This window comes from Streptomyces sp. NPDC033270 (assembly GCF_055576575.1).
Genome location: NZ_JBVIRA010000003.1, coordinates 262,406 through 283,860, shown reverse-complemented (window position 1 = coordinate 283,860; position 21,455 = coordinate 262,406). Strand labels below are relative to the sequence as shown.

At 73.1% G+C, this 21,455-nt stretch carries 15 protein-coding genes and 1 pseudogene; 11 read left to right on the top strand and 5 right to left on the bottom strand.

Annotation, left to right across the window (positions count from 1 at the left end; genetic code table 11):
• The first annotated feature begins 41 nt into the window (after positions 1-41).
• Positions 42-2,039, top strand: coding sequence for an exo-alpha-sialidase (locus ACZ5XZ_RS07425; RefSeq protein WP_468975128.1), 1,998 nt, complete (start codon positions 42-44; stop codon positions 2,037-2,039).
• Here the strand turns inward: ACZ5XZ_RS07425 and ACZ5XZ_RS07420 are convergent.
• Positions 1,922-3,127, bottom strand: a complete 1,206-nt coding sequence (locus ACZ5XZ_RS07420; RefSeq protein ID WP_468975127.1) for a bile acid:sodium symporter family protein — start codon at positions 3,125-3,127, stop codon at positions 1,922-1,924. The two genes, ACZ5XZ_RS07425 and ACZ5XZ_RS07420, sit on opposite strands and share 118 nt — an antisense overlap.
• 140 nt (positions 3,128-3,267) lie before the next feature.
• On the opposite strand from ACZ5XZ_RS07420, the gene ACZ5XZ_RS07415 reads away from it, so the two are divergent.
• From ACZ5XZ_RS07415 to ACZ5XZ_RS07395, 5 genes are all read left to right on the top strand, one after another.
• Positions 3,268-4,131, top strand: a complete 864-nt coding sequence (locus ACZ5XZ_RS07415; RefSeq protein WP_468975126.1) for a LysR family transcriptional regulator — start codon at positions 3,268-3,270, stop codon at positions 4,129-4,131.
• A gap of 265 nt (positions 4,132-4,396) precedes the next feature.
• Positions 4,397-6,223 carry an AMP-dependent synthetase/ligase gene (locus ACZ5XZ_RS07410; protein WP_468975125.1) on the top strand — a complete coding sequence of 609 codons (1,827 nt, stop codon included), beginning with the start codon at positions 4,397-4,399 and terminating at the stop codon, positions 6,221-6,223.
• Positions 6,224-6,341: 118 nt separating this feature from the next.
• Positions 6,342-7,349 carry a hypothetical protein gene (locus ACZ5XZ_RS07405; RefSeq protein ID WP_468975124.1) on the top strand — a complete coding sequence of 336 codons (1,008 nt, stop codon included), beginning with the start codon at positions 6,342-6,344 and terminating at the stop codon, positions 7,347-7,349.
• A gap of 14 nt (positions 7,350-7,363) precedes the next feature.
• Positions 7,364-8,191: an aldo/keto reductase gene (locus ACZ5XZ_RS07400; protein ID WP_468975123.1), complete on the top strand. Its 828-nt coding sequence runs from the start codon at positions 7,364-7,366 to the stop codon at positions 8,189-8,191.
• Positions 8,192-8,408: 217 nt separating this feature from the next.
• Positions 8,409-9,200, top strand: a complete 792-nt coding sequence (locus ACZ5XZ_RS07395; protein WP_468975122.1) for a VOC family protein — start codon at positions 8,409-8,411, stop codon at positions 9,198-9,200.
• A gap of 102 nt (positions 9,201-9,302) precedes the next feature.
• Here ACZ5XZ_RS07395 and ACZ5XZ_RS07390 read toward each other — a convergent pair whose 3' ends face one another.
• Positions 9,303-10,217 (bottom strand): class I SAM-dependent methyltransferase, encoded by a 915-nt coding sequence (locus ACZ5XZ_RS07390; RefSeq protein ID WP_468975121.1) that lies wholly within the window; start codon positions 10,215-10,217, stop codon positions 9,303-9,305.
• A 120-nt stretch (positions 10,218-10,337) separates the two neighbouring features.
• Between ACZ5XZ_RS07390 and ACZ5XZ_RS07385 the strand changes: the two genes are divergently transcribed.
• On the top strand, positions 10,338-11,384 hold the full coding sequence (locus ACZ5XZ_RS07385) for a DUF1266 domain-containing protein (RefSeq protein ID WP_468975120.1): 1,047 nt from the start codon (positions 10,338-10,340) through the stop codon (positions 11,382-11,384).
• Positions 11,385-11,584: 200 nt separating this feature from the next.
• Positions 11,585-12,529 (top strand): YihY/virulence factor BrkB family protein, encoded by a 945-nt coding sequence (locus tag ACZ5XZ_RS07380; RefSeq protein ID WP_468975119.1) that lies wholly within the window; start codon positions 11,585-11,587, stop codon positions 12,527-12,529.
• Between the two features lie 16 nt (positions 12,530-12,545).
• On the opposite strand, the gene ACZ5XZ_RS07375 is transcribed toward ACZ5XZ_RS07380, so the two are convergent.
• Positions 12,546-12,857: a 4a-hydroxytetrahydrobiopterin dehydratase gene (locus ACZ5XZ_RS07375; protein ID WP_468975118.1), complete on the bottom strand. Its 312-nt coding sequence runs from the start codon at positions 12,855-12,857 to the stop codon at positions 12,546-12,548.
• A gap of 1,001 nt (positions 12,858-13,858) precedes the next feature.
• Between ACZ5XZ_RS07375 and ACZ5XZ_RS07370 the strand changes: the two are divergent.
• Positions 13,859-13,969: pseudogene (locus ACZ5XZ_RS07370) on the top strand (Rho termination factor N-terminal domain-containing protein); the annotation flags it as partial.
• A gap of 719 nt (positions 13,970-14,688) precedes the next feature.
• On the opposite strand, the gene ACZ5XZ_RS07365 reads toward ACZ5XZ_RS07370, so the two are convergent.
• Positions 14,689-16,053, bottom strand: coding sequence for an amino acid permease (locus ACZ5XZ_RS07365; RefSeq protein ID WP_468975117.1), 1,365 nt, complete (start codon positions 16,051-16,053; stop codon positions 14,689-14,691).
• 370 nt (positions 16,054-16,423) lie between these two features.
• Here ACZ5XZ_RS07365 and ACZ5XZ_RS07360 point away from each other — a divergent pair, with 370 nt between their 5' ends.
• Complete coding sequence (locus ACZ5XZ_RS07360; RefSeq protein ID WP_468975116.1) at positions 16,424-17,251, top strand: hypothetical protein; 828 nt, start codon at positions 16,424-16,426, stop codon at positions 17,249-17,251.
• 29 nt (positions 17,252-17,280) lie between these two features.
• On the opposite strand, the gene ACZ5XZ_RS07355 is transcribed toward ACZ5XZ_RS07360, so the two are convergent.
• The gene (locus tag ACZ5XZ_RS07355; protein WP_468975115.1) at positions 17,281-20,211 is read right to left on the bottom strand and encodes an AfsR/SARP family transcriptional regulator; all 2,931 of its coding nucleotides are present in this window, start codon (positions 20,209-20,211) and stop codon (positions 17,281-17,283) included.
• A gap of 255 nt (positions 20,212-20,466) precedes the next feature.
• Here ACZ5XZ_RS07355 and ACZ5XZ_RS07350 point away from each other — a divergent pair, with 255 nt between their 5' ends.
• Positions 20,467-21,447, top strand: a complete 981-nt coding sequence (locus tag ACZ5XZ_RS07350) for an alpha/beta hydrolase (protein WP_468975114.1) — start codon at positions 20,467-20,469, stop codon at positions 21,445-21,447.
• Positions 21,448-21,455 lie beyond the last annotated feature (8 nt).

Genomic DNA, 21,455 nt, shown 5'->3' with positions numbered 1-21,455 from the left:
TGATGACCCGACCGCCGATCCCTCGAAGGGCAGGCCGGACCATGACGTCAGTTCTCCGCGCACACCCCAGCCCCCGCCGCAGACCCCGGCACCGCCGCGCCACCGGCATGCTCGCCGCGCTGACCGCCTCGGTCCTCGCGCTGCTGCCGACCGCCCCCGCACACGCCGTGCCTGACGAGGCGTCGGGCGGCGGCCCCGCCGCGACGGCACCGCCGCCCGCGGGCGGTTTCGAGCAGCAGATCCTCTTCAAGGCCTCCCAGGAACGGGGCTACTTCTGCTTCCGGATACCAGCCGTCGTGCAGTCCGTACGCGGCACCCTGCTCGCCTTCGCCGAGGGCCGCCGGCACGACTGCGGCGACTCCGGCGACATCGACCTGGTCCTCAAGCGCTCCACCGACGGCGGCCGCACCTGGGGCCCGCTCCAGGTCGTCAACCAGGGCGGCGGAGACACCCACGGCAACCCGGCGCCGATCGTCGACCGCCGCACCGGCCGGATCGTCCTCGCCGAGACCTACAACAAGGGCCGCGACGACGGCCTCAGCTGCGATGTCCCCTGCGACCGCACCCCGCACCTGCAGTACAGCGACGACGACGGCGCGACCTGGTCCGCGCCCCGCGACCTGACCCCGGCCATCCGTCCCCCGCAGTGGAACTCCTGGTACGCCACCGGGCCCGTGCACGGCATCCAGCTCACCCACGGGCGGCACACCGGCCGGCTGGTCTTCGGCATCAACGCCGAGAGCTACGCGGACAACCGGGTCACCGCCAACCACGCCGCACTGATCCACAGCGACGACGGCGGCGCCACCTGGAAGGTCGGCGCGCTGGACAGCTGGCCCATCGCGGCGAGCTCCGCTTCCAAGAACTCGTCGGAGAGCGGAACGTTTCGTCAGAAGCCCTCGGAGATGACCCTCCTGGAGCGCTCCGACGGCTCGATCTACGTCAACGGCCGCGAACAGGACGGCACCGACCTGGGCCATCGCGACGCCGCGGTCAGCCGTGACGGCGGCGATTCCTTCACCGCCCCGTTCCGCGCCCTGCCCGACCTCTACTCCCCCATGGTGCAGGGCTCGGCGCTGCGGCTGTCGCATCCGCACGACGGCCGCGGCCGCACCCTGTTCGCGGCCCCCGCCGATCCCGACCGGCGCCGGACCATGACCATCCGCTCCTCCTGGGACGAGGGCCGCACCTGGGAGGGCGTCGACCGGGGCGCCCGGGTCACCACCGACTGGTCCGGCTACTCGGACCTGGTCGCCATCTCACCCGACGTCACCGGCCTGATGTACGAGGGCGGCGCGGTCGACGCCCGGGACGAGATCCGCTTCGTCCGCTTCACCCAGGACTGGCTCGGCCCGCGCCGCGCCCCGGATCCCACCACCCGTGACGCCGCCCCCGGCGCCCGGCCCGCCCTCGTCCTCGGCGGCGCGAGCCCCACGGACGGCCGGTTCGGCCAGGCCCTCTCCTTCGACGGCAAGGACGACGCCGTACGCCTGCCGTTCCGCGGCTCCCTCCCCTTGGGCGCCCACGACTTCACCTGCAGCCTGTGGTTCCGCTACGACGCCCGGACCGGCGAGCAGCCGCTGCTGTGGATGGGCGGTGTGGGCACCAGGAGCCCCCAGGTCGCGCTGACCGGCGACCCCCGCAACGGCCGGCTGCTGGCCCGCGTCACCGCCGTCGACGGTGCCTTGCCGCCCGCCACCGCCCAGGCCGCGACCGCGGCGGCCTACAACGACGGCGACTGGCACCATCTGGCGCTGCGCCGCACCGGTGGCCGGCTGCTGCTCACCGTGGACGGCGCCGAGAGCACCGTCGTGGCCGACGTCCCGGGCTCGGTCAGCCGCGGGTCGGTCTTCGGCGTCCACCTCGGTCAGAAGCCGGACGCCCGCGCCCAGTTCACCGGTGCGCTGGACGCGGTACGGGTCTACCGGCGGGCACTGACCGACGCCGAGCTGTCCGCCGTACGCACGGACGACGCCTCGGTGCCCGCGCCGTTGGTGCTGGGGCTGTCACTGGACCGGGTGCGCGGACCGGGCCGGTAGTGCCCCTGACCGACCGCTGCCGCGGCGGGGGTGGCCTCCCGCCGCGGCTCCGGCTCCGGCTCCGCACCGGCCGCGTACCGCCTCGCCAGCACCGCGCACACCATCAGCTGCATCTGGTGGAACAGCATCAGCGGCAGGACCATCAGGCCCGCCTGGGCTCCGAAGAGGACGCTGGCCATGGGGAGGCCGGCGGCCAGGCTCTTCTTGGAACCGGCGAAGGTGATGGCGATGCGGTCCGCACGGGGGAAGCCGAGCCGCTTCGCGCCGTAGGAGGTGAGGGTCAGCATCAGCGCGAGCAGCGCGGCCTCCACACCCAGCAGGCACAGCAGCCGCAGCCAGGAGACCTGGTGCCAGACGCCCTGGACCACGCCGGCGCTGAACGCGGCGTAGACCACCAGGAGTATCGAAGAGCGGTCCACATAGCCGAGGGCCTTCTTGTGGCGGGCGAGGAAGCCGCCCTCCGGTCGCCCGCCGGCGTCCTGCCCGCCGCGCCGCGCCCGGCCCCGCCGGCTCCACCAGCGGCGCAACAGCTGCCCGGCGGCGAACGGGAGCAGCAGCTGGCCGACGATCGAGAGCAGCGAGTCGGCGGAGAAGCCGCCGCCGTTTCCGTGCAGCACGAGCCCCGCCAGCAGCGGTGTGACGACGATGCCGGCGAGGCTGGAGAACGAGCCGGCGCAGATCGCCGCCGCGACATTGCCGCGGGCGAGGGAGGTGAAGGCGATCGAGGACTGGACGGTGGAGGGCACCAGGCACAAGAACAGCAGCCCGGTGTAGAGGGTCGGCGGCAGGACGTACGGGACCAGGCCGCGGGCGGCCAGGCCGAGCACCGGGAAGATCACGAAGGTGGCGGCCAGGACGGTGAGGTGGAGCCGCCAGTGGCGCAGTCCGTCCATCGCCTCGCGGGTGGAGAGCCGGGCGCCGTAGAGGAAGAAGAGCAGTGCGACGGCTCCGGTGGAGGCGCCGTCGGCGACGGTGGCGGCCACGCCGCGGGCGGGCAGCAGCGCGGCCAGCGCGACGGTGCCCACCAGGGCCAGGAGGTATCCGTCCACGGGCAGCCAGGAAGGCGGCTTGAGGGAAGGGCGGCGCATGGTCTCTCTTCGGTCGTCGGGCGGCTCTCGGGCGGCGGCGTGGACGGCGCCGTCTTCAGCGTGCCGGTCCGTGCGGCGATCGGGAACCCCTCTTACCGTGGTGACTGTCATCGCACAGCATGATGAGCACCGGAGGGCCCATGTTCGAGCCCGTGCAGCTGCGCACCTTTCTGGCCGTGGCGCAGACGCTGAGCTTCACGCAGGCCGCGCACCGGCTCGGTCTGCGGCAGTCGACCGTGAGCCAGCACGTACGGAAGCTGGAGGAGGCCGCCGGCCGGCGGCTGTTCGCACGCGACACCCACGGTGTGGAGCTGACCGAGGACGGCGAGGCCATGCTCGGCTTCGCCCGCACGATCCTGGAGGCGAACGAGCGGGCCGCGGGCTTCTTCGCGGGTACCAGGCTGCGCGGCCGGCTCCGCTTCGGCGCCTCCGAGGACTTCGTGCTGACCCGAATGCCGGAGGTGCTCGAAGGGTTCCGCCGGGAGCACCCCGAGGTCGATCTGGAGCTGACCGTCGAGCTGTCGGGGACCCTGCACGAGCTGCTGGCGGCCGGGCGGCTCGATCTCGTCCTCGCCAAACGGCGCCCGGAGGACTCGCGCGGGCGCCTGGTGTGGCGCGACCGGCTGGTGTGGGTGGGCACCGAGCGGCTGCGGCTGGACCCGGAGCGGCCGGTCCCGCTGGTGGTCTATCCGCCGCCGGCGGTGACCCGGGCCCGTGCGCTGGAGGCGCTGGAGCGCCAGGGCCGGCAGTGGCGGATCGCCTGCACCAGCGGAAGCCTGAACGGACTGATCGCCGCAACCCGGGCAGGTCTGGGCGTCATGGCACATACCAGAGGCATGATTCCGCCTGGTCTGGTCCAGATCCCGCCACGTGCCGGACTGCCGGAACTGGGCGGGGTCGACTTCGTCCTCCTGCACGGGGAGCGCGACCGCGCGGCGCGGGGCCCGGCGGAGGCACTGGCGGACGCGATCCTCGCGGGCGGTGACCGACTGCAGCTCCCGTAGCCGCGGGCCCGTTCCGGGCGGGTCGGATGATCAAGCGTACGACCAGGTGGCAGGTGCAGAGATTTGGTGCAGATATGGTCCCGGCGTCGTGATCGTACGGCGCCGAATTAGCCGGATCATGTCCGCTCTTCTCCGAAGTAGCCCGATTTCTTCGCTTGGCCAGTTCCCGTGGGGGCGCGTTCACGCCGTGGTACTGCCCTGCCGGATGCCGTCCCCGTGGGGTACGGTCGCGGCCTTGTGAGCAACACCACGAGGAGCTGGGTCATTGCGCGAGTTCACCGTCCCGCCTTTGGCGACCGCGCCCCGGGTCGGCGGGCTGGCGGATGCCGTCTACGACCACGCCGAGGCCGACCCCGGACACATCGCTCTCGGGCGTAAGGACGACGCGGGGAACTGGCAGGACGTCACCTCCGGACAGTTCCGGGACGAGGTCATCGCGCTGGCCAAGGGCCTGCTCGCGCAGGGCGTCCGGTTCGGCGACCGCGTCGGGATCATGTCCCGTACGCGCTACGAGTGGACCCTGTTCGACTTCGCGCTGTGGTCGATCGGCGCGCAGTCCGTACCGCTGTATCCGACGTCCTCGGCCGAGCAGGTCTTCTGGATGCTGCACAACGCGGGCGTCTCGGCGTGCCTGGTCGAGCACGAGGACCACGCGATGACCGTCGGCTCGGTCATCGACCGGCTCCCGCACCTGCGCAAGCTGTGGCAGCTGGACGCCGACCCGGTGGCCGAGCTGACCGCGGCCGGCGCGCACATCGAGGACGACGTGGTCCACCGGCACCGCATGGCCGTCACGCCGGACGCCATCGCGACGATCATCTACACCTCGGGCACGACCGGCCGCCCCAAGGGCTGCGTCATCACCCACGCCAACTTCATGGCCGAGGCCGACAACATCGTCATGCGCTACGAGACGGTCTTCACCTCGAAGGGCGGCGAGGAGGCCGCGACCCTGCTGTTCCTGCCGCTGGCGCACGTCTTCGGGCGGATGGTGCAGGTCGCCGCGGTCCGCGGCCGGGTCAAGCTGGGCCACCAGCCCGAGCTGGCGGCCCGGGCACTCCTGCCCGACCTGCAGGCCTTCCGGCCCACCTTCATCCTCGCGGTGCCGTACATCTTCGAGAAGGTCTTCGCCGCGGCCCGGCGGCAGGCGGAGACGGACGGCAAGGAAGGGCCCTTCGACAAGGCCGTCGACATCGCGGTGCGCTACGCCGAGGCGCAGGAGAACAAGGCGTTCGGCACCGGGTCCGGCCCCAGCGCCGCACTGCGGATGCAGCATCAGCTCTTCGACAAGCTCGTCTACAGCAAGGTCCGTACGGCGATGGGCGGCCGGATGCGGTACGCCATGTCCGGCGGCAGCGCGATGGAGCGCCGGCTGGGGCTGTTCTTCGCCGGCGCCGGAGTGCGGATCTTCGAGGGCTACGGCCTGACGGAGAGCACCGCGGCCGCCACCGCCAACCCGCCCGAGCGGACCCGCTTCGGCTCCGTCGGCACCCCCATCCCCGGCACCACCGTGCACATCGCGGAGGACGGCGAGATCTGGCTGTACGGCGGCCAGGTCTTCCAGGGCTACCACAACGACCCCAAGGCGACCGACGCGGTGCTGCACGACGGCTGGTTCGCCACCGGTGACCTGGGCGCCCTCGACGAGGACGGCTATCTGACCATCACCGGGCGGAAGAAGGAGGTCCTGGTCACCTCCGGCGGCAAGACGGTCTCTCCGGTGGGCCTGGAGGAGCGGGTGCGGGCGCATCCGCTGGTCGCCCAGTGCATCGTCGTCGGCAACGACAGGCCGTTCATCGCCGCGCTGGTGACGCTGGACCCGGAGGCGGTCGCGCACTGGCTGGCCATGCGCGGCAAGCCGGAGATGCCGCCGACGGACCTGGTGCGCGACCCGGACCTGGAGACCGAGATCCGGCGCGCCGTCGTCGCCGCCAACACCCTGGTCTCCCAGGCCGAGTCGATCCGTACGTTCCGGATACTGGCCAACCAGTTCAGCGAGGAACACGGGCTGCTGACGCCGTCGCTGAAGCTCAAGCGCAAGGCGATCGAGACGGCGTACTCGGCGGAAGTGGACGCGCTGTACGGGTCGTGACGGGGCGGCGGGCCGCCGTGCCCCGTCCGTACCGGCTGCCGCACCTCCGCCGCACGGCGGAGCCGGATCGTCCGCGGGCCCGACGCCGACCGCACCGGCGCTCCGCAGACTCTGGTGCATGCCCTCTCGCCGCCTCACGCTCCTGGGCCGGACTGCCGTCCTGGCCTGCGCCCCGTACCTGACCCTCAAGCTGCTGTGGGTGCTGGGCTTCGACGTCGGTGTCGTCGATCCCGATCGCATCGGCCGCGCCGTCTGGGTCGCGGCCAACGTCTTCACCTTCCTCCTCGACGCGATCGCGGCGGTGGTGGCCCACACCCTCACCCGCCCGACCGGCCGGCGCGCCCCGGCGTGGCTGCTGCTCCTGCCGCTGTGGATGGCCTCCGGGCTGCTGGTCCCGCTGATCACCGGCGTCGTGGGCGGCAGCCTCGCCGGCCTGGTCACCGGCGCCCGCAACCCGATGGGCTCCGACGACCTCATCGCCCCCTGGGTCTTCGGCGTGGTCTACGGCGGCTTCCTCGTCGAGGGCGTCACCCTGCTCGGCGCCTTCGCGGTGTACGCGCACCAGCGCTGGGGCGGTCTGCTGCGCGCCCCGCTGGGCGGACTCGCGGACACCGGAACCCGGACGGTGCGGCGGATCTTCCTCGCGCCGGCCGCGGTGCTGCTGGCGGCGCTGGGCTCGGTCCACGTCCTGTGGGGCGCGGGCTCGACGCTGGGCATGGACGCCGCCGAGGCGGCCGCCGGGACCGTGATCAGCTCGGCTTCGGACTGGTCGCAGGGCCTGCTCTCGCTCCTCGCCGCCGTCGGACTGCTGCTGCTCCTCCTCCCCCGCCTGGCGCCCGGGCTGCGGGTCCGTTGGCCGCTCGCGGCGGCCTGGACGGGCGGCGGCGCGGCGTTCGCCTGCGGGGGCTGTATGTGGCTGGTGCGGGCGGTGACCGACGGCCTCTCCCCCGGCGCGCCCGCCGTCTCCGGTGGGCTTCCCGGCCTGGTCGGCGCCCTGGAACTCTGCGCCGGGCTGACGGTGCTCTGCGCCGGTGCCTTCACGCTCGGCGAACTCACCACCGACATGCGCGGGAATGCACAGCGGCGGATGATCGTTGAACGTCCTGGAACACGAACGTATACGTAAGGATCGATTCCCCCGTGAGCAAGGTTCCGTCCATCACGCTCAACAACGGCATCGCGATGCCCCAGCTCGGCTACGGTGTCTGGCAGATCCCCGACGACGAGGCGGCCACCGCGGTCGGCCACGCCCTGGCCGCCGGATACCGCAGCATCGACACCGCCGCGATCTACGGCAACGAAGAGGGCACCGGCAAGGCGCTCGCCGCCTCCGGCCTCCCCCGTGACGAACTGTTCGTCACGACCAAGCTGTGGAACTCCGAGCAGGGCTACGACTCCACGCTCCGCGCCTTCGACGCCTCCCTGGCCAAGCTCGGCCTGGAGTACGTGGACCTCTATCTGATCCACTGGCCGGTCCCGGCCCGGGACGCGTACGTCGACACGTACAAGGCCTTCGAGAAGATCTACGCGGACGGCCGCGCCAAGGCCATCGGTGTCTCCAACTTCCAACCCGCCCATCTGGAGCGGCTGCTGGGCGAGACCTCCGTCGTCCCCGCCGTCAACCAGATCGAGCTGCACCCGCAGTTCCAGCAGGCCGAGTCCCGCGCCTTCCACGCCCGGCACGGCATCACGACCGAGGCCTGGTCGCCGCTGGGCCAGGGCAGGGGCCTCCTCGAGGACCCGACGATCGCCCGGCTCGCCGCGAAGCACGGCAAGACCCCCGCCCAGGTGGTGCTGCGCTGGCACCTCCAGATCGGCAACGTCGTCATCCCGAAGTCCGTCACCCCCTCGCGCATCGCCGAGAACATCGACGTCTTCGACTTCACGCTGGACGACGCGGATCTGGCCACCCTCGCCGGTCTGGACGCCGGCAACCGCCTCGGCCCGGACCCGGCCACGTTCGCCTGACGGCCCCGGCCCGACCACCGCGCTGCCACGGCGCCGTCCGCTCGTACGGGCGGCGCCGTGGCGTACCCGAGTGGCGGGCTCGGCGGACGGCGGGAAGTGTGGAGGGTGAGCGCCACGTGTCCCCGCGGCGCGCCGGCGGGGCCGACGACCGTGGCGCCCTGCCCTGCTTCCCTCCCGCCGCACGGACGCGGCAGGCGCCCCCATCGAGGAGGCCACGATGCCCGAAGTCACCTCCGCCTATCAGCCCGGGACCCCCTGCTGGGTCGATCTCGCGGCCCCGGACCAGCAAGCCGCCATCGACTTCTACTCCAGCGTCTTCGGGTGGACCGGGGAGATCGGGCCGCCCGAGACCGGCGGCTATGCCGTGTGCGAGCTGAACGGCAAGCCGGTGGCCGGCATCATGGCCGCGATGGCCATGGGCGGCCAGCCCCCGCCGCCCACCGTGTGGACCACGTATCTGGCGGCGGCGGACGCGGATGCCACCTCCCAGGCCGTGAGCGACTCCGGCGGCACGATCCTGATGCCGGTGATGGACGTGATGACGCTCGGCCGGATGTGTATCGCCGCCGACCCCACCGGCGCGGTGTTCGGCGTCTGGCAGGCGGTGGACTTCCCCGGCGCCGGCATCGTCAACGAGCACGGCGCGCTGATCTGGAACGAGCTCAACACCACCGACCGCTCCGCCGCCGCTGCCTTCTACCAGGCCGCCTTCGGCGTCGAGAGCGCCGCCATGGAGGGCGCGGAGAACTACTACGCGCTCAAGGTGGGCGACCGCCCGGTGGGCGGTATGCAGCCGATGTCCGAGCAGATGCCGCCCGACACGCCCTCGCACTGGCTGGCGTACTTCTCGGTGGCGGACACCGACGAGACCGTCGGCAAGGTGACCGCGGCCGGCGGGGCGGCACTTCAGGAGCCCTTCGACATGATGGCCGGCCGGATGGCCGTGGTGACCGATCCGCAGGGCGCCACCTTCGCCGTGATCACCCCGAAGCCGATGGGCCAGGGGTGACCTCGCCGCGCCCCTGATGCCCTGCCCGCCTGTCCTGCCCGGGCCCGGCCGGCGTACTTCCCGGCCGGGCGCCGGGTGGCGGGGCGGTCGGATCGATCCGGCCTACCGCGCGCAGGCCGTGTGCACGGTCTGCGCGGACAGCAGGAAGACGTCGGGGCGGCGGGTGACGCCGGCCGCGTCGTCGGGGTCGGTGAGACGGGCGAGGGTGGTGCGGTCGTCGGCGTCGAGGCGGTCGCCGTAGAGGTCGACGGAGCGGGTGAGACGGCTCTGGACGTATCCGCGGGCCTCGGCGGAGAGCGGGGCCGGCAGGTCCAGCAGGAAGCTGCGGGTGCGCGGGGTGCCAAGGCCCGCGTCGGCGAGGAAGGCGGGCCAGTCCTCGATGTCGTCGGCGGCGTCGGGCAGCGCCGTCCGCATCGCGGTGAACCACTCCTCGCCGGCCGCGTCGAGCCGGGACTGCAGCCCCGGGCGGCCGATGCCGATGTCGCGCGGCAGGTAGCGCGGGGCGAGGCCACCCTCGCAGACGGCGAGCAGTCCGCCGGGCCGCAGATGCCCGGCGAGAGCGGCGACCGCGGCGCGCTGGTCGCCCACGTGGTGCAGGGCCTTGCTCGACCAGATGAGGTCGGCGCCGCCGAGGGCGTCGAGCCCGTCCGGGACCTCGGCGGGATGGGTGTGGATCCGGTCGCCGAGCCCGAGGCGGCCGGCCCGGGCGCGGGCCCGCTCCAGCAGCGCCCCGGCCGCGTCCACCGCGACCACCTCGGCCGCGGGGAAGACCTGGGCCAGCAGGCAGCTGACGACGCCCGGCCCGCTGCCGACGTCGAGCACCCGGCGCACCCCGTCGGGGCCGGTGCCGGCCACGCCGGTGAGCAGCTCCCGCAGCCAGGCCGCGATCTGCTGATGGAGCGGTGTGTGCAGTTCGGCGCCCCGTTCGAGGATGGGGCCGAGCGCCTCCCAGTCGATCTGCGCGCTGTCGTGGCGGGCGTGGTGGTGCCCGGGTCCGGTGCGGTCGTGGTCGCTCATGACATCGAGCCTCCGTTACGGGTGACTCCGGTGCAATCTCCCCTGACGTCCCGGCAACCCCCGGTTTCGGCGGGCCGGGAGGTGATCGTAGGGTCTTGGCCTGTGGCTACTCCGGGATGGATGCCGCCGACGGATACCGAGCGGCGGCTGTGCGAAGCGACGGCGCGTGGTGATGTGGACGGCCAGGTCGCCGCGGTCGCCGGCGAGGACCTGTATTTGGCGGCGCCGCAGCCGGGGCAGGACCCGCTGCCCGTCTACGACGACCCGGTGACGGGTGGTAGGTGCATTCCCGTCCTGACCCGCGGCATGTTGCCGCCGTGGCAGCCGCAGCAGTTCTTCGACCGGGTCTCGCTGGAGGAGCTGGCGCAGGACTGGCCGAACGACAGGTGGCGGCTGGCGATCAACCCGGGGACGCCGTGCGCGGCGTATCTGGCCGCCGTCCCCCAGGCGCGCGCCGGCTGGCTGCGGCTGCGCGCCCAGGTCGGGGTGCGGCCCGGCGGTCTGCTCGTCACCCACTTCGGGGGGCCGCTGCACGGCCCCGTCGCACAGGGGCTGGCCTGCGGCGCGCCGCTCGCGGTGCATCACAGCGTGCCGTGGAACGAGCTGGGTACGGCCTTCCTCGACCACGCCGCGGACGCCCGGACGCTGCACGACCAGTGGTCGGTGACCGACCCCGCCGGCTGGCAGCAGCGTCTGGACCAGCTCCTGGCCGGGCAGTTCGTACCGGCCGACACCGAACGGGCGCTGCGTGCGCGGGCGGCGGCGGACCCGGGGAAGGGGAACGAGGGCGCCGCCGACGCGCCGGAGCTCCCCGAACTCGTCACCCGGTACGAGGAGCGGTTCCGCGCGGACGGGCTGCTGCCGGCCGACGGCCGGTTGGTGTCCCTGCTCGCGCTGGATCTCGTGCACGCCGTCAATCTCGTCCGCTGGGGCCTGGGCGCCCGGCTGTGCGCGCCGCCGCAGGCCGAGCAGGCGGTGCAGCGGGTCGGCGCGCGGGCCGGGGAGGTCTACGGCTCGTGGGGCGAGTTCGCCGCGGGCTATCTGCTGGGCCGGATGCTGGCGTTCGACCACGGCTGGTTCGGCCCGCAGTACGCCGAGGCGGCGCATCTGCACCGTGTGCTCACGCAGGACCCGTCCTCGCCGTGGCAGGTGCTGCCCTTCGCGTGAGCGGGCGGGCCACCGGCCCCTCGTCCATACGGGGGATGTGGCCGCGGAGAGCTGACGGGTGGCGGTGCGGACCGGGACCGTGAGGTGTGTCCACCGCCGGACGCGGGGGTGCCCCCGGCGGGCGGTGGCCGCCCGGTCGTCTTCGGACAGTCCTGGCGCGGGGGATGATGCAGGACGTATCGAGGAGAGGACGCAACGACATGGGCGACAGCGGTACGCGCCGGGGGATGAACCGGACGCTGCTGGACCGTGCGCTCGGCGCTGTCGGGCCGAAGCCGCCGGCCGCCCGGCCGACCTGGGCCCAGTGCCGTACCGCGCTGCGCCGTACGCCGCTGTCCGTCTGGCACGACGATGTGACGGACTGGGCGGCGAGCCTGACGTACTACTCGGTGCTGGCACTGCTGCCGTCGCTGATCGTCACGGTGTCGCTGATCGGGCTCGCCGACCCGGCGGCCACCGAGCAGCTCATCAACCAGATCAGCGCCATCGCCCCGGCCGAATCGGGCCCGACGGTCCGCCGGGCGCTGGTCGGCATGGCGCACCAGCGCACCGCCGCGTGGGTGGTGGTGGGCGGCGCCCTGGCCAGCGCCCTGTGGTCGTCGTGCAGCTATCTGGCCGTGTTCCGCCGGGCACTGCACGCCATGCACCGGACGAAGGACGACCGGCCGCCGTGGCGCAAGGCGCCACGGATCCTGGTGACGGCGCTGCTGCTGATGGCGCTGCTGATCAGCAGTGCGGTGGCGCTGCTGGTGAGCGGGCCGATCGCGACCGCGCTGGGCCGGGCGCTCGGGTTCGGTGAGGCGGGCGAGGCCACCTGGAACCTGCTGAAGTGGCCGCTGCTGCTGCTGTTGGCCACGGTGCTGGCGATGGTGCTGTTCCGCTCCGGGCCGCCCAGCTCGCGCGGGGTGCGGCGGGCCGCGCCCGGTGGTGTGGTCGCGGTGCTGCTGTGGCTGGTGTCGTCCGCGGGCTTCGCGCTCTACGCCTCGTACGTCGGCACCTTCAACCGGCTCTACGGCTCGCTGGCCGGACCGGTGGTGTTCCTGATCTGGCTGTGGTTCTCCCACCTGTCGCTGCTGTGCGGCGCCCAGTTCAACGTGGAGCTGGCGCGCGCGGGCCGGGTGGTCAGACCGCGCTCGGGCGACTGACCCGCGAGGCCGCCGGTCAGTGGGCGCCGTGGGCCGCGGCGATCTCCTCGATCCTCCGGGCGAGGCCGAAGTCGAGGGGGGTGATCCGGCCGCCGGCGCTGTGGGTGTTCACCGCGACGGCGAGCCGGTCGTAGCCCAGGGTCAGCTCGGCGTGGTGGTCCAACTCCTGCTGGATCCGCGCGATATGGACGACCATCACGGCGGCCGGCAGGTGCCCCTGGAAGGAATAGGTCCGGCGCAGCAGGTCGTCCTCGGCGGACCAGCCGGGCAGCTCCGCGAGGCCGTCCTCGATCTCCTGGGCGCTGAGCGGTGCGGGCCGAGCGTTCACGGTGTTCTCCTCGCGCGGTGTGTCGACTGCCTCACGGCTCCAGCCTGTCACGACGCGGACGCTTCCGCCGGGTGCCGGGAGTGCCCCGTCCGGCCGTCGGGGTGAGACGCAGACCATATAATCGGCGCTGACGGCCGATCAGTTTTGCTTCACCCGGCACTTCGGAGATCAGCTTGGCAGCTTCCAGCCTTCCGGAACCTGATCAGGAATGCTTCTTCATCGCCCCCATCGGAGACGAGGGTTCGGACATCCGCAACCGCTCCGACGGCATTCTTGAATTCATCGTGCAGCGTGCCGCGCAGGAGATAGGTCTCACCGCGGTCAGAGGAGATCAGATCGCCGAGCCGGGGCAGATCAATCTGCAGGTCCTGGACCACATCCTGCGGGCGAAGGTGGCGGTGGCGGATCTCACCGGGCTCAACCCCAACGTCTTCTACGAGCTGGCGGTGCGGCACACCGCCAAGCTGCCGGTGGCGCTGATCGCGGACAAGTCCTGCGACCTGCCGTTCGACATCGCCCAGATGCGTGTCATCCTCTTCGACCACACCGATCTGCGCAGCGCCGACAACTGCCGGCAGCAGATCGTCACCCATCTGAACCAGGCGTTGACCAGCGGCAATTCGGAGAGCCCGATCTCCACCACCCTCGACGTGCAGTCCATGCAAATGGGCAGTCCCGTGGAGCGGAGCGTGGCCGAGATGGTGACCAGCGTCGAAGAGATCGCGCGGACCCAACGCCATATCGCGGTGGACCTGAGCCGTATCGCTCAGGCGCGAAAGGAAACCGAGCGCGAGGACTTCGCGCTGCGCTACGCCCTCAAGAAGCTGAAGACGCTCCGCGAGAACATCGCCGATATGAGTCCGGGCGAGATCGAATACGTCCTGGGGCAGGCGGCCGAGGCGATCTGGTCCGCGACGTCCCCACGGATTCTGAGCCCGCTCAACGAGCGGACCACCGTGCGCGTCACCGAGGAGCGGACGACTCAAACGGACAATCTCAACTCGCTGGTTCTGGCGGAGCTTCAGCAGGTGGCCTCGGCGCTCGGCATCAGGGGCACGACACGGATGCGGAAGTCCCAGCTGATCGCGTCGATCAGGGAGAAGCAGAGCAGCAAGAACTGACCGGGCGGGCGGGGTGGAACGGCCGCCGCGCCGCGGAACGACGACGGCGGGGTGGAGCCAGCCCCACCCCTTGGTGGCGGTAACCCCCCGGCCGGTCCGGGGGGTGCACCGGCTGTCGGCCCGCGGGCCGGGGCGGAAGACTCGCCGGTATGACGACGGGGCTTGGGCGGCGGTCACTGGCGGGTGTGGTGCTCGCCGGGGGCTGGGCGGTGTTCTTCACGCTGGGCGACAGCTGGTGGCAGCCGGCGGTGGCCGGGCTGCTGGCACTGGTGTCCGGGCAGGTCGCGCTGGTCACCCGTGAGACGGCGGGGCGGCGGGTGGGCCGGGGCCGGCGGCCGAGCGAGATCGGCGGGCGGCTGTGGGGGAACCTCGGCGTGGGGATGTCGTACGGCTGGTGGACGAGCGAGCACCCCCGGCACCCGGCCGGGCCGCCCCCGTTCCGCGGGCGCCCTCAGGCGGGGCTGTTCCTTCCGCTGCTGGCGCTGGAGGGCTTCCGGCTGCGGGTGGCGAGCGTCAGGGCGCTCCGTTCCCCCACGATGCCGGCGTGGGGGACGGAGGCGGTGCTGCTGCTGGCGCACATCACGCTCTACCTCTGTGCGCTGTTCCTGGTGCTGTCGCCCGGCAAGGCGCTGGTCTTCCTCCTCGTGCATCAGGGCGCCTTCGGCGTCTGTCTGAGCCGGCACAGCGGCTCGGGCAGCTGGAGGCTCCCCTCAGGAGACCTTCTCGGGGACCGCGTCGCGCTGCGGCCGGTGGGTGGGCTGCGTCTCCGAGTCGCCCGCCTGGTCCTGGCGGCCCGCCCGGCGGGCCGCCATCCAGGCGTAGACCAGGATGCCGGCGAAGAGGAACAGCACGCCCTGGTAGATCGCGGCGTAGCCGGCCCCGGCGACGAGCCAGAAGGTGAAGCCGAACGCGACGAGGGCGAGGGTCAGGTCCCGGGCGAAGCGGGCGGGGCGGACCTTGTCGCGGCGGCCGGTGAGCAGGAAGTAGACCTGCGCACCGGCGGCGAGGAGGTAGGGCACGGTGGCGGAGAAGGTGGTGATCAGGACGAGGATCTCGAAGACGCCGCCGCTGCCGATGAAGTAGTTGATCACCGTCAGGACACTGGCCAGGACGGCCGCGGCCAGCACGCCGAAGGTCGGTACGCCGCGCCGCTTGGTCAGGAACGGGGCCGGGAAGAGACCGTCCTTGGCGGCGGCGTACGGGGACTGGGCGCTCATCAGGGTCCAGCCGTTGAGCGCGCCGATGATCGAGACGACGGCCGCGCCGGCGACGAGCGTGCCGCCCCAGTGGCCGCCGAACATCGCGTCGACCGCGTCCGAGAACGGCGCCTTGGACTTCACCAGCTTGTCGTGCGCGACGCTGCCGAAGACGGCGAGGGTGCCCAGGAGGTACACCACGGCGGCGCCGATGGTGCCGAGGACGGTGGCCCGGCCGACGTTCCGTTCCGGGTCGCGGACCTCGCCGGCGCTCATCGCGGCGGACTCCACCCCGACGTAGGAGTAGAGGAGGATCGCGGCGGCCGCCGACATCCCGCCGACCGCGCTGCCGCCGCCGGCGTGGAACGAGCCGAGGTTGTCGGGGTCGAAGAAGAACAGTCCGACGACGGCGATGAACAGGAGCGGGACGAACTTCAGGACGGTGGAGACCAGCTGCACGGCGCCCACGTAGCGGGTGCCGGCGAAGTTGGCGACAGCGGGGAGCCAGAGCGCGCCCAGGGCGACCGCGAGGTCGGTGCCGGCGGAGGCACTGCCGGGGAAGAGGACGTGGACATAGCCGACGGCGGCGACCGCGAGGGCCGCGTTGCTGACCCAGGTCATGGTCCAGTACGACCAGGCGGACAGGAAGCCGGCGAAGTCGCCGAACGCCTCGCGCGCGTAGACATACGGGCCGCCGGTGTCCGGATGGCGCTCGGCGAGCCGGCCGAAGACCAGGGCGAGCGCGACGGCGCCGATCGTCAGGACGCCGAAGGCGACCAGGCTGATGGTGCCGAACGGGGCCACCGAAGCCGGCAGCAGAAAGATGCCGCCGCCGATGATGTTGCCCATCACCAGGCAGGTGGCGGTCAGCAAGCTCATCCGAAACGGCTGCTTGGCTTGATTGTGCAGGTCAGAGCCGGTCTCGGGGTCCTGAGCGGCAGGGCTGCGGTGCATGGATCGTGCGTCTCTCGTCGTGCCGGTGCCCGAGGTCGCCGGGCCAAGGCACATGGTCACTGCCTGGAGGGCACGCTCCAAATCGCCGGTGATACTCCGGCCGGGGGCACCTTGGAGCGAAGGATCTTCGGCCCGACGGGCAGCCGGCAGTAAGCCCCACCCGGACCGCGTGCCGGGCCGGCCGGCACCGACCACCGCTGTCGGCACTACTATCGGCCTTCGTCCTACGGGCGGCCCCGCAGGGGCGCGGCCCCGAGGACAGGCTTCCAGCGCCGTCCGCTCTCCGGGAGTGCCTGTGTTTCCCCCCACCGTCGTCATCGGCCTGCACGGGACCCTCACGCGGCATCCGTGGTTCGACCGGGTCGTCGAGCAGGACGCCGAGGGCACGGTCGAGGAGGACCTGCTCGGTCGTGCCGTCGACCGGGCCGGCTCCTACGGCTGGCAGACCGTCAGCAGCGCGCTGCACGAGGGCGGACGGATCACGGCCCGCCATGAGCCCACGGCGTGGGCCCATGAGGAGGTCGGCGGTGACTGGACCCAGGACGGCGCGGTCCACCAACTGGCCTGGCTGCAGGCGGGAGTGCTGACCGATCCGCCGCGCCCGGGTCTTCCCGTCCGGCCCGTCGTCCTGGTCCTGTCCGAGACGCTGGCCCGTGTGGGTGCGGTGACGTTCACCGGGCTGCACGCCTTGCTGCCGTTGCAGGCGGTCGGGCGCAACACGGCTTTCCACCAGATCGAGTTGGCGCCGTGGTTCGGCCTGGCGGATCCGGACGCCCGGCACGAGGTGGTGGTCACGGTCGCGCGCCGTACCGGCGTCGCGGGCGGGGTGGGCGCCGACGACGCGGTGGCCGTGTGCGAGGCGGTGCGGCACATGGCACAGGGGGCGGTGGAGGTCTTCGTGCCCGTGGCGGAGGGCGCTGCGGCCGGCGGGGACCTCACGGGAGTGGACCTCGATCTCGACGGTGCCCTGCACACCGAGGGGATGCGTGAGGTGCTGCGGCTGGGCTGCCGTACGCGGGAGTGGTCGCCGGATGTCGCGGTGTGGCTGCTGGAGATGGTGGCCGAGGGGGTGCGCGGGGCAGGGCGGCCGGCGCCGGTGGTGGTGACCGTCTCGCTGGCGTGACCCCTCCGGGCGGCGGGCGCGGCGCGCGTTCAGCCGTCGCCGCACTCGTCGAGCCCCGCGGTCGCCAGCGCGCGCTCCACGGGGTGGTCGGCGGCTCCGGGCACGGCGAGCGCCGTCCGGAACTGCGCGCGTGCCTCGGCGACGCGGCCTGCCGCACAGTAGGCGCGGCCCAGCCGGGAGCGGATGTCCATCTCCAGCCGGTCGTAATGGGGTTCGGTGAGCGGGGACAGCGTCTGGTGTCGGGAGAGGGCCTGGTGGTGCAGGGCCGTGGCGGCGCTCAGGTTGCCCTCGCCCTGCTCCGCCGTGCCCAGTCGGGTCAGGACGATCGCCTGCAGCAGGACGTCCCCGACCCGCTGCGCCAGCTCCGCCGCGTGGCGGTACAGGGTCTTGGCCTCGCCGTAGTGGCCGAGGTCGAGGTGGACCCCGGCGGCGTTGGCCAGGGCCATCCCGATCACGCGTGGCCGGCCGTTGGTCTCGGCGTGGGTACGGGCGGCGGCGAAGCAGCCGAGCGCCTCCTCGGAGCGCTGCCGGCTGTGGTGGACGGCGCCGAGGAGGGAGAGTCCCATGGCGGCGACCCAGTCGTCGTCGAGCCGCCGGGCCAGCTCCACCGCCTCGGTCAGCGGGGGGATCGCCTCGTCGGCCCGGCCCAGGTTCAGGTCGGCGGCCCCCAACCCGCCCAGGGCCACGGCCTCTTCGCGCCGGTCCGCGCGGCGGCGGCTGAGGTCCAGCGCTTCGGCGAACCAGACCCGGCCCTGGGGAATGCGCCCCTGGTAGATGTCGGCGATGCCCAGGCAGTTGCGCAGTGCGGGGGCCATCCGCCGGTCGGTGGCCCGGTCCGCGTGCGCGAGCGCGCTCTCCAGGGCCGTCCGGCCCTCGTGGTAGCGGCCCCGGCGGGTGAAGTAGTCGCTCAGGGCCTCGGCGATCCAGCACGCGTAGTCGGCTTCACCGCGCGCCGCGGCGTGCCCGACGACATCGGCGAGCTCCGCGCCGGCCGCGTCCAGCCAACCCTCGGCCTCCTTCCAGTCCGCGAACGGCGCATCGCCGGGTCGCGGCCCGGTGGGGAAACCGCCGGGGCCCCAGTCGCTGGTGGTCCGGGCCGCGTCCAGGTAGAGGCGGAGGGCGGCGGTGCGCGCCGCGCGGGCTTCGGCGGGTGCGGCCTCCGCGAGCCGCCGTGCGTGCACCCGGACCAGGTCGTGCAGGCGGTAGCGGCCCGGGCGGGGTTGCTGCACCAGGCTCGCGTCGACCAGGCTTTCCAGGATCCGCTCGGCGTCCCGGGGGGACCGGTCCAGCATGGCCGCCGAGGTCAGCGCGTCGAACTCGACCGTCGGCGACAGGCCGAGGGTGCGGAAGGCGAGCCGCTGCTCCGGCGCGAGCTGGTCGTAGGACAGGCGGAAGGCCGCCTCCACGCTGCGGTCCCCGGCACTGAGCTCGCCGAGACGGTGCTCGTCGCCCGCCATCCGCTCCACCAGATACGCCAGCGTCCAGGCCGGACGGGTCTGCAGCCGCGCCCCGGCGATGCGCAGTGCCAGCGGCAGCCCGTCGCACAGCCGGACCAGTTCACGGGTCTTTGCCGGCTCCCGGTCCGCGCGCTCCTCCCCCACGATGTGCCGGAGCAGGGACAGCCCCTCGCCGGTCTCCAGGGGCTCCAGGGTGATCCGTCGGTCGGCGTCCAGGCCGGCCAGCCGCCGCCGGCCGGCCACCAGCACCGTGCTGCCCGGTCCGGCGGGCAGCAGCGGCCGTATCTGCCGCGCGCCGGGCACATCGTCCAGCACGAGCAGCAGCCGCAGCGGGCTGGTCGCGGCCCGCCACGCCGCGGTGAGCTCGTCGAGGTCGTCGGGCACCTCGCTGTCGGCGGCGCCGAGCGAGCGCAGCAACCTGCGCAGCACGCGCTGGGGGGAGATTCTGTGCCGTCCGGCGCTGTGCGCCCGCAGGTCCACGAACAGGCAGCCGTCCGGGTGGTGGGCGCGCAGCACACCGGCCGCGTGGACGACGAGCGCGGTCTTGCCGACCCCGGCGGTCCCGTCCACCGCCACGACCGACACGGATGCGGGCGGCGAGGGCGCGGTCAGCAGCGCCAGTTCGCGCTCCCGGCCGATGAGGCGGCCGGTGCCGCCCGGCAGTTCGTTGACCGCGCGGCGCGGCCGGCGCGGCACGGCGGCCGGGCGGGCCGCCGGGGCGAGGAGCCGCGCGTCGTCCCGGCGCAGCACCGCCTGGTGCACCCGGCTGAGTTCCTCGCCGGGATCGACCCCGAGTTCGTCGCGCAGCCGCGTACGCATGTCCTGATAGGCGCTCAGCGCCGCGGCCTGGTGTCCGCTGCCGTACAGGGCGCGCATCCGCAGTGCGGTCAGCGACTCGTCGTACGGGTCGGACGCGGACAGGGCGGCGAGGCCGTCCAGGGCGTCGGCGGAGCGGCCGAGCAGGACCAGGCATTCGAGGTTCTCCCGCCGCAGCGCGCGCCGGCGCTGCGACAGCCGCCGCCGCTCGTCCTGCGCGAACGGCCCCGGCAGCCCGGCCAGCGGCTCGTCCCGGAACAGGCCGAGCGCCTGGGAGGACCGGGCCATCGCGGTGGCCGGGTCCTCCGAGGCCCGCGCGCGCTGTACCTCACCGAACTGTTCGGCCAGTTCGGCCACGTCGAGCCGTACCTCGTCGCCGACGAAGCGGTAGCCGCCCCGGCCGCCGCGGATCACCGACCCGGCCGGTCCGGCGCCCGCCGCGTCGAGCGCCTTGCGCAGCGGATAGACGTAGCTGGGCAGTACCCGGTGACCGGTCTTCGGCGGCTGGGTGCCCCACACGTCGACGAGCAGCTGCTCATGGCTGACCAGCGTGCCCGGCCGCAGCGCCAGCGCGGCCAGCACCGCCTGTCGCCGGATCGGTCCGAGGTCAAGTGACGCCCCGTCACGCCAGGCACGCACCGGGCCGAGCACCTCGATCCGAAGCCGCTGGGGGGATCCCCCGTCCACAGCCAACCCCTCCGCCCCCGCGCCGCCGTCGGCATCACCGCGATTTCATCGGCATTTCAGCGTCTCCCGCAAGGGTTGGCAAGTCACCACCGAGAACCGCGGGGAAGCAGGGGGAACGGCGCGGGCGGGAAGGCACCGGGCGCGGCGCGGTGCGCCCGCGACGCGCCGGGCGTCGCGCCGGGCGTCGCGCCGTTCCCTCCGCGGCGGTCGACGGCGCGCCCTGCGTATGTGTCATTTCCCGACCTGGAGGTCATCTTGAGCGAGCACCGCCCCACCCGCAGAAGTGTCTTGAGGGCCGTCGGCGGGGTCTCCGCGGCGATGGCTCTCGGCGGCGCGAGCGTCCTCGCGGCGGCCTCGCCGGCCGGTGCGGCCGACAACGAACTGCGCGTCGTGGACCGCCGGGAGGACGACCCCCGCATGTGGTACTACCGCTTCGCGACCGACGCGATCGGCTGGCAGCCCGCCGTCAACGTCCTGCTCCCCGACGACTACCACTCCGGCCGACGCACCTACCCCGTCCTGTACCTGTTCCACGGCGGCGGTACCGACCAGGACTTCATGACCTGGGACCGCGCGGGCATCCGCGACCTGACCGCCGGCAAGCCGATCATCGTCGTGATGCCCGACGGCGGTCACGCGGGCTGGTACTCCAACCCGGTCAGCTCCCACACCGGCCCCCGCAACTGGGAGACCTTCCACATCGCCCAGCTGCTGCCGTGGGTCGAGGCGAACTTCCGGACGTACGCCGAGTTCGACGGCCGCGCCGTCGCCGGGTTCTCGATGGGCGGCTTCGGCGCGCTGAAGTACGCGGCCAAGTACTACGGCCACTTCGCCTCGGTGAGCGCCCACTCCGGCCCGCCCAGCCTGCGCCGCGACTTCGGCGCGGTCGCGCACTGGGCCAACGTGTCCTCCGCGGCCCTGGACCTCGCCGGCGGCACGATCTACGGCGAGCCGTGGGACGAGGCGCGGGTCAGCGCCGACAACCCGATCGAGCACATCGAGCGCTACCGCGACAAGCGGGTCTTCCTGGTCGCCGGTACCAGCCCCAATCCGGTCGACCCGTTCGACCTGCTCAACGAGACCGAGGTGCTCGCCGGCCAGCGGGAGTTCCGGGCCGAGCTCGACAAGGCCGGCATCCCGCACGAGTCGCACGAGCAGCCCGGCGGGCACTTCATCCGCCCCGAGATGTTCACCCGCGATCTCGACGGCATCCTCGACCGGCTCCGCAAGGCATAGGGCAGGCG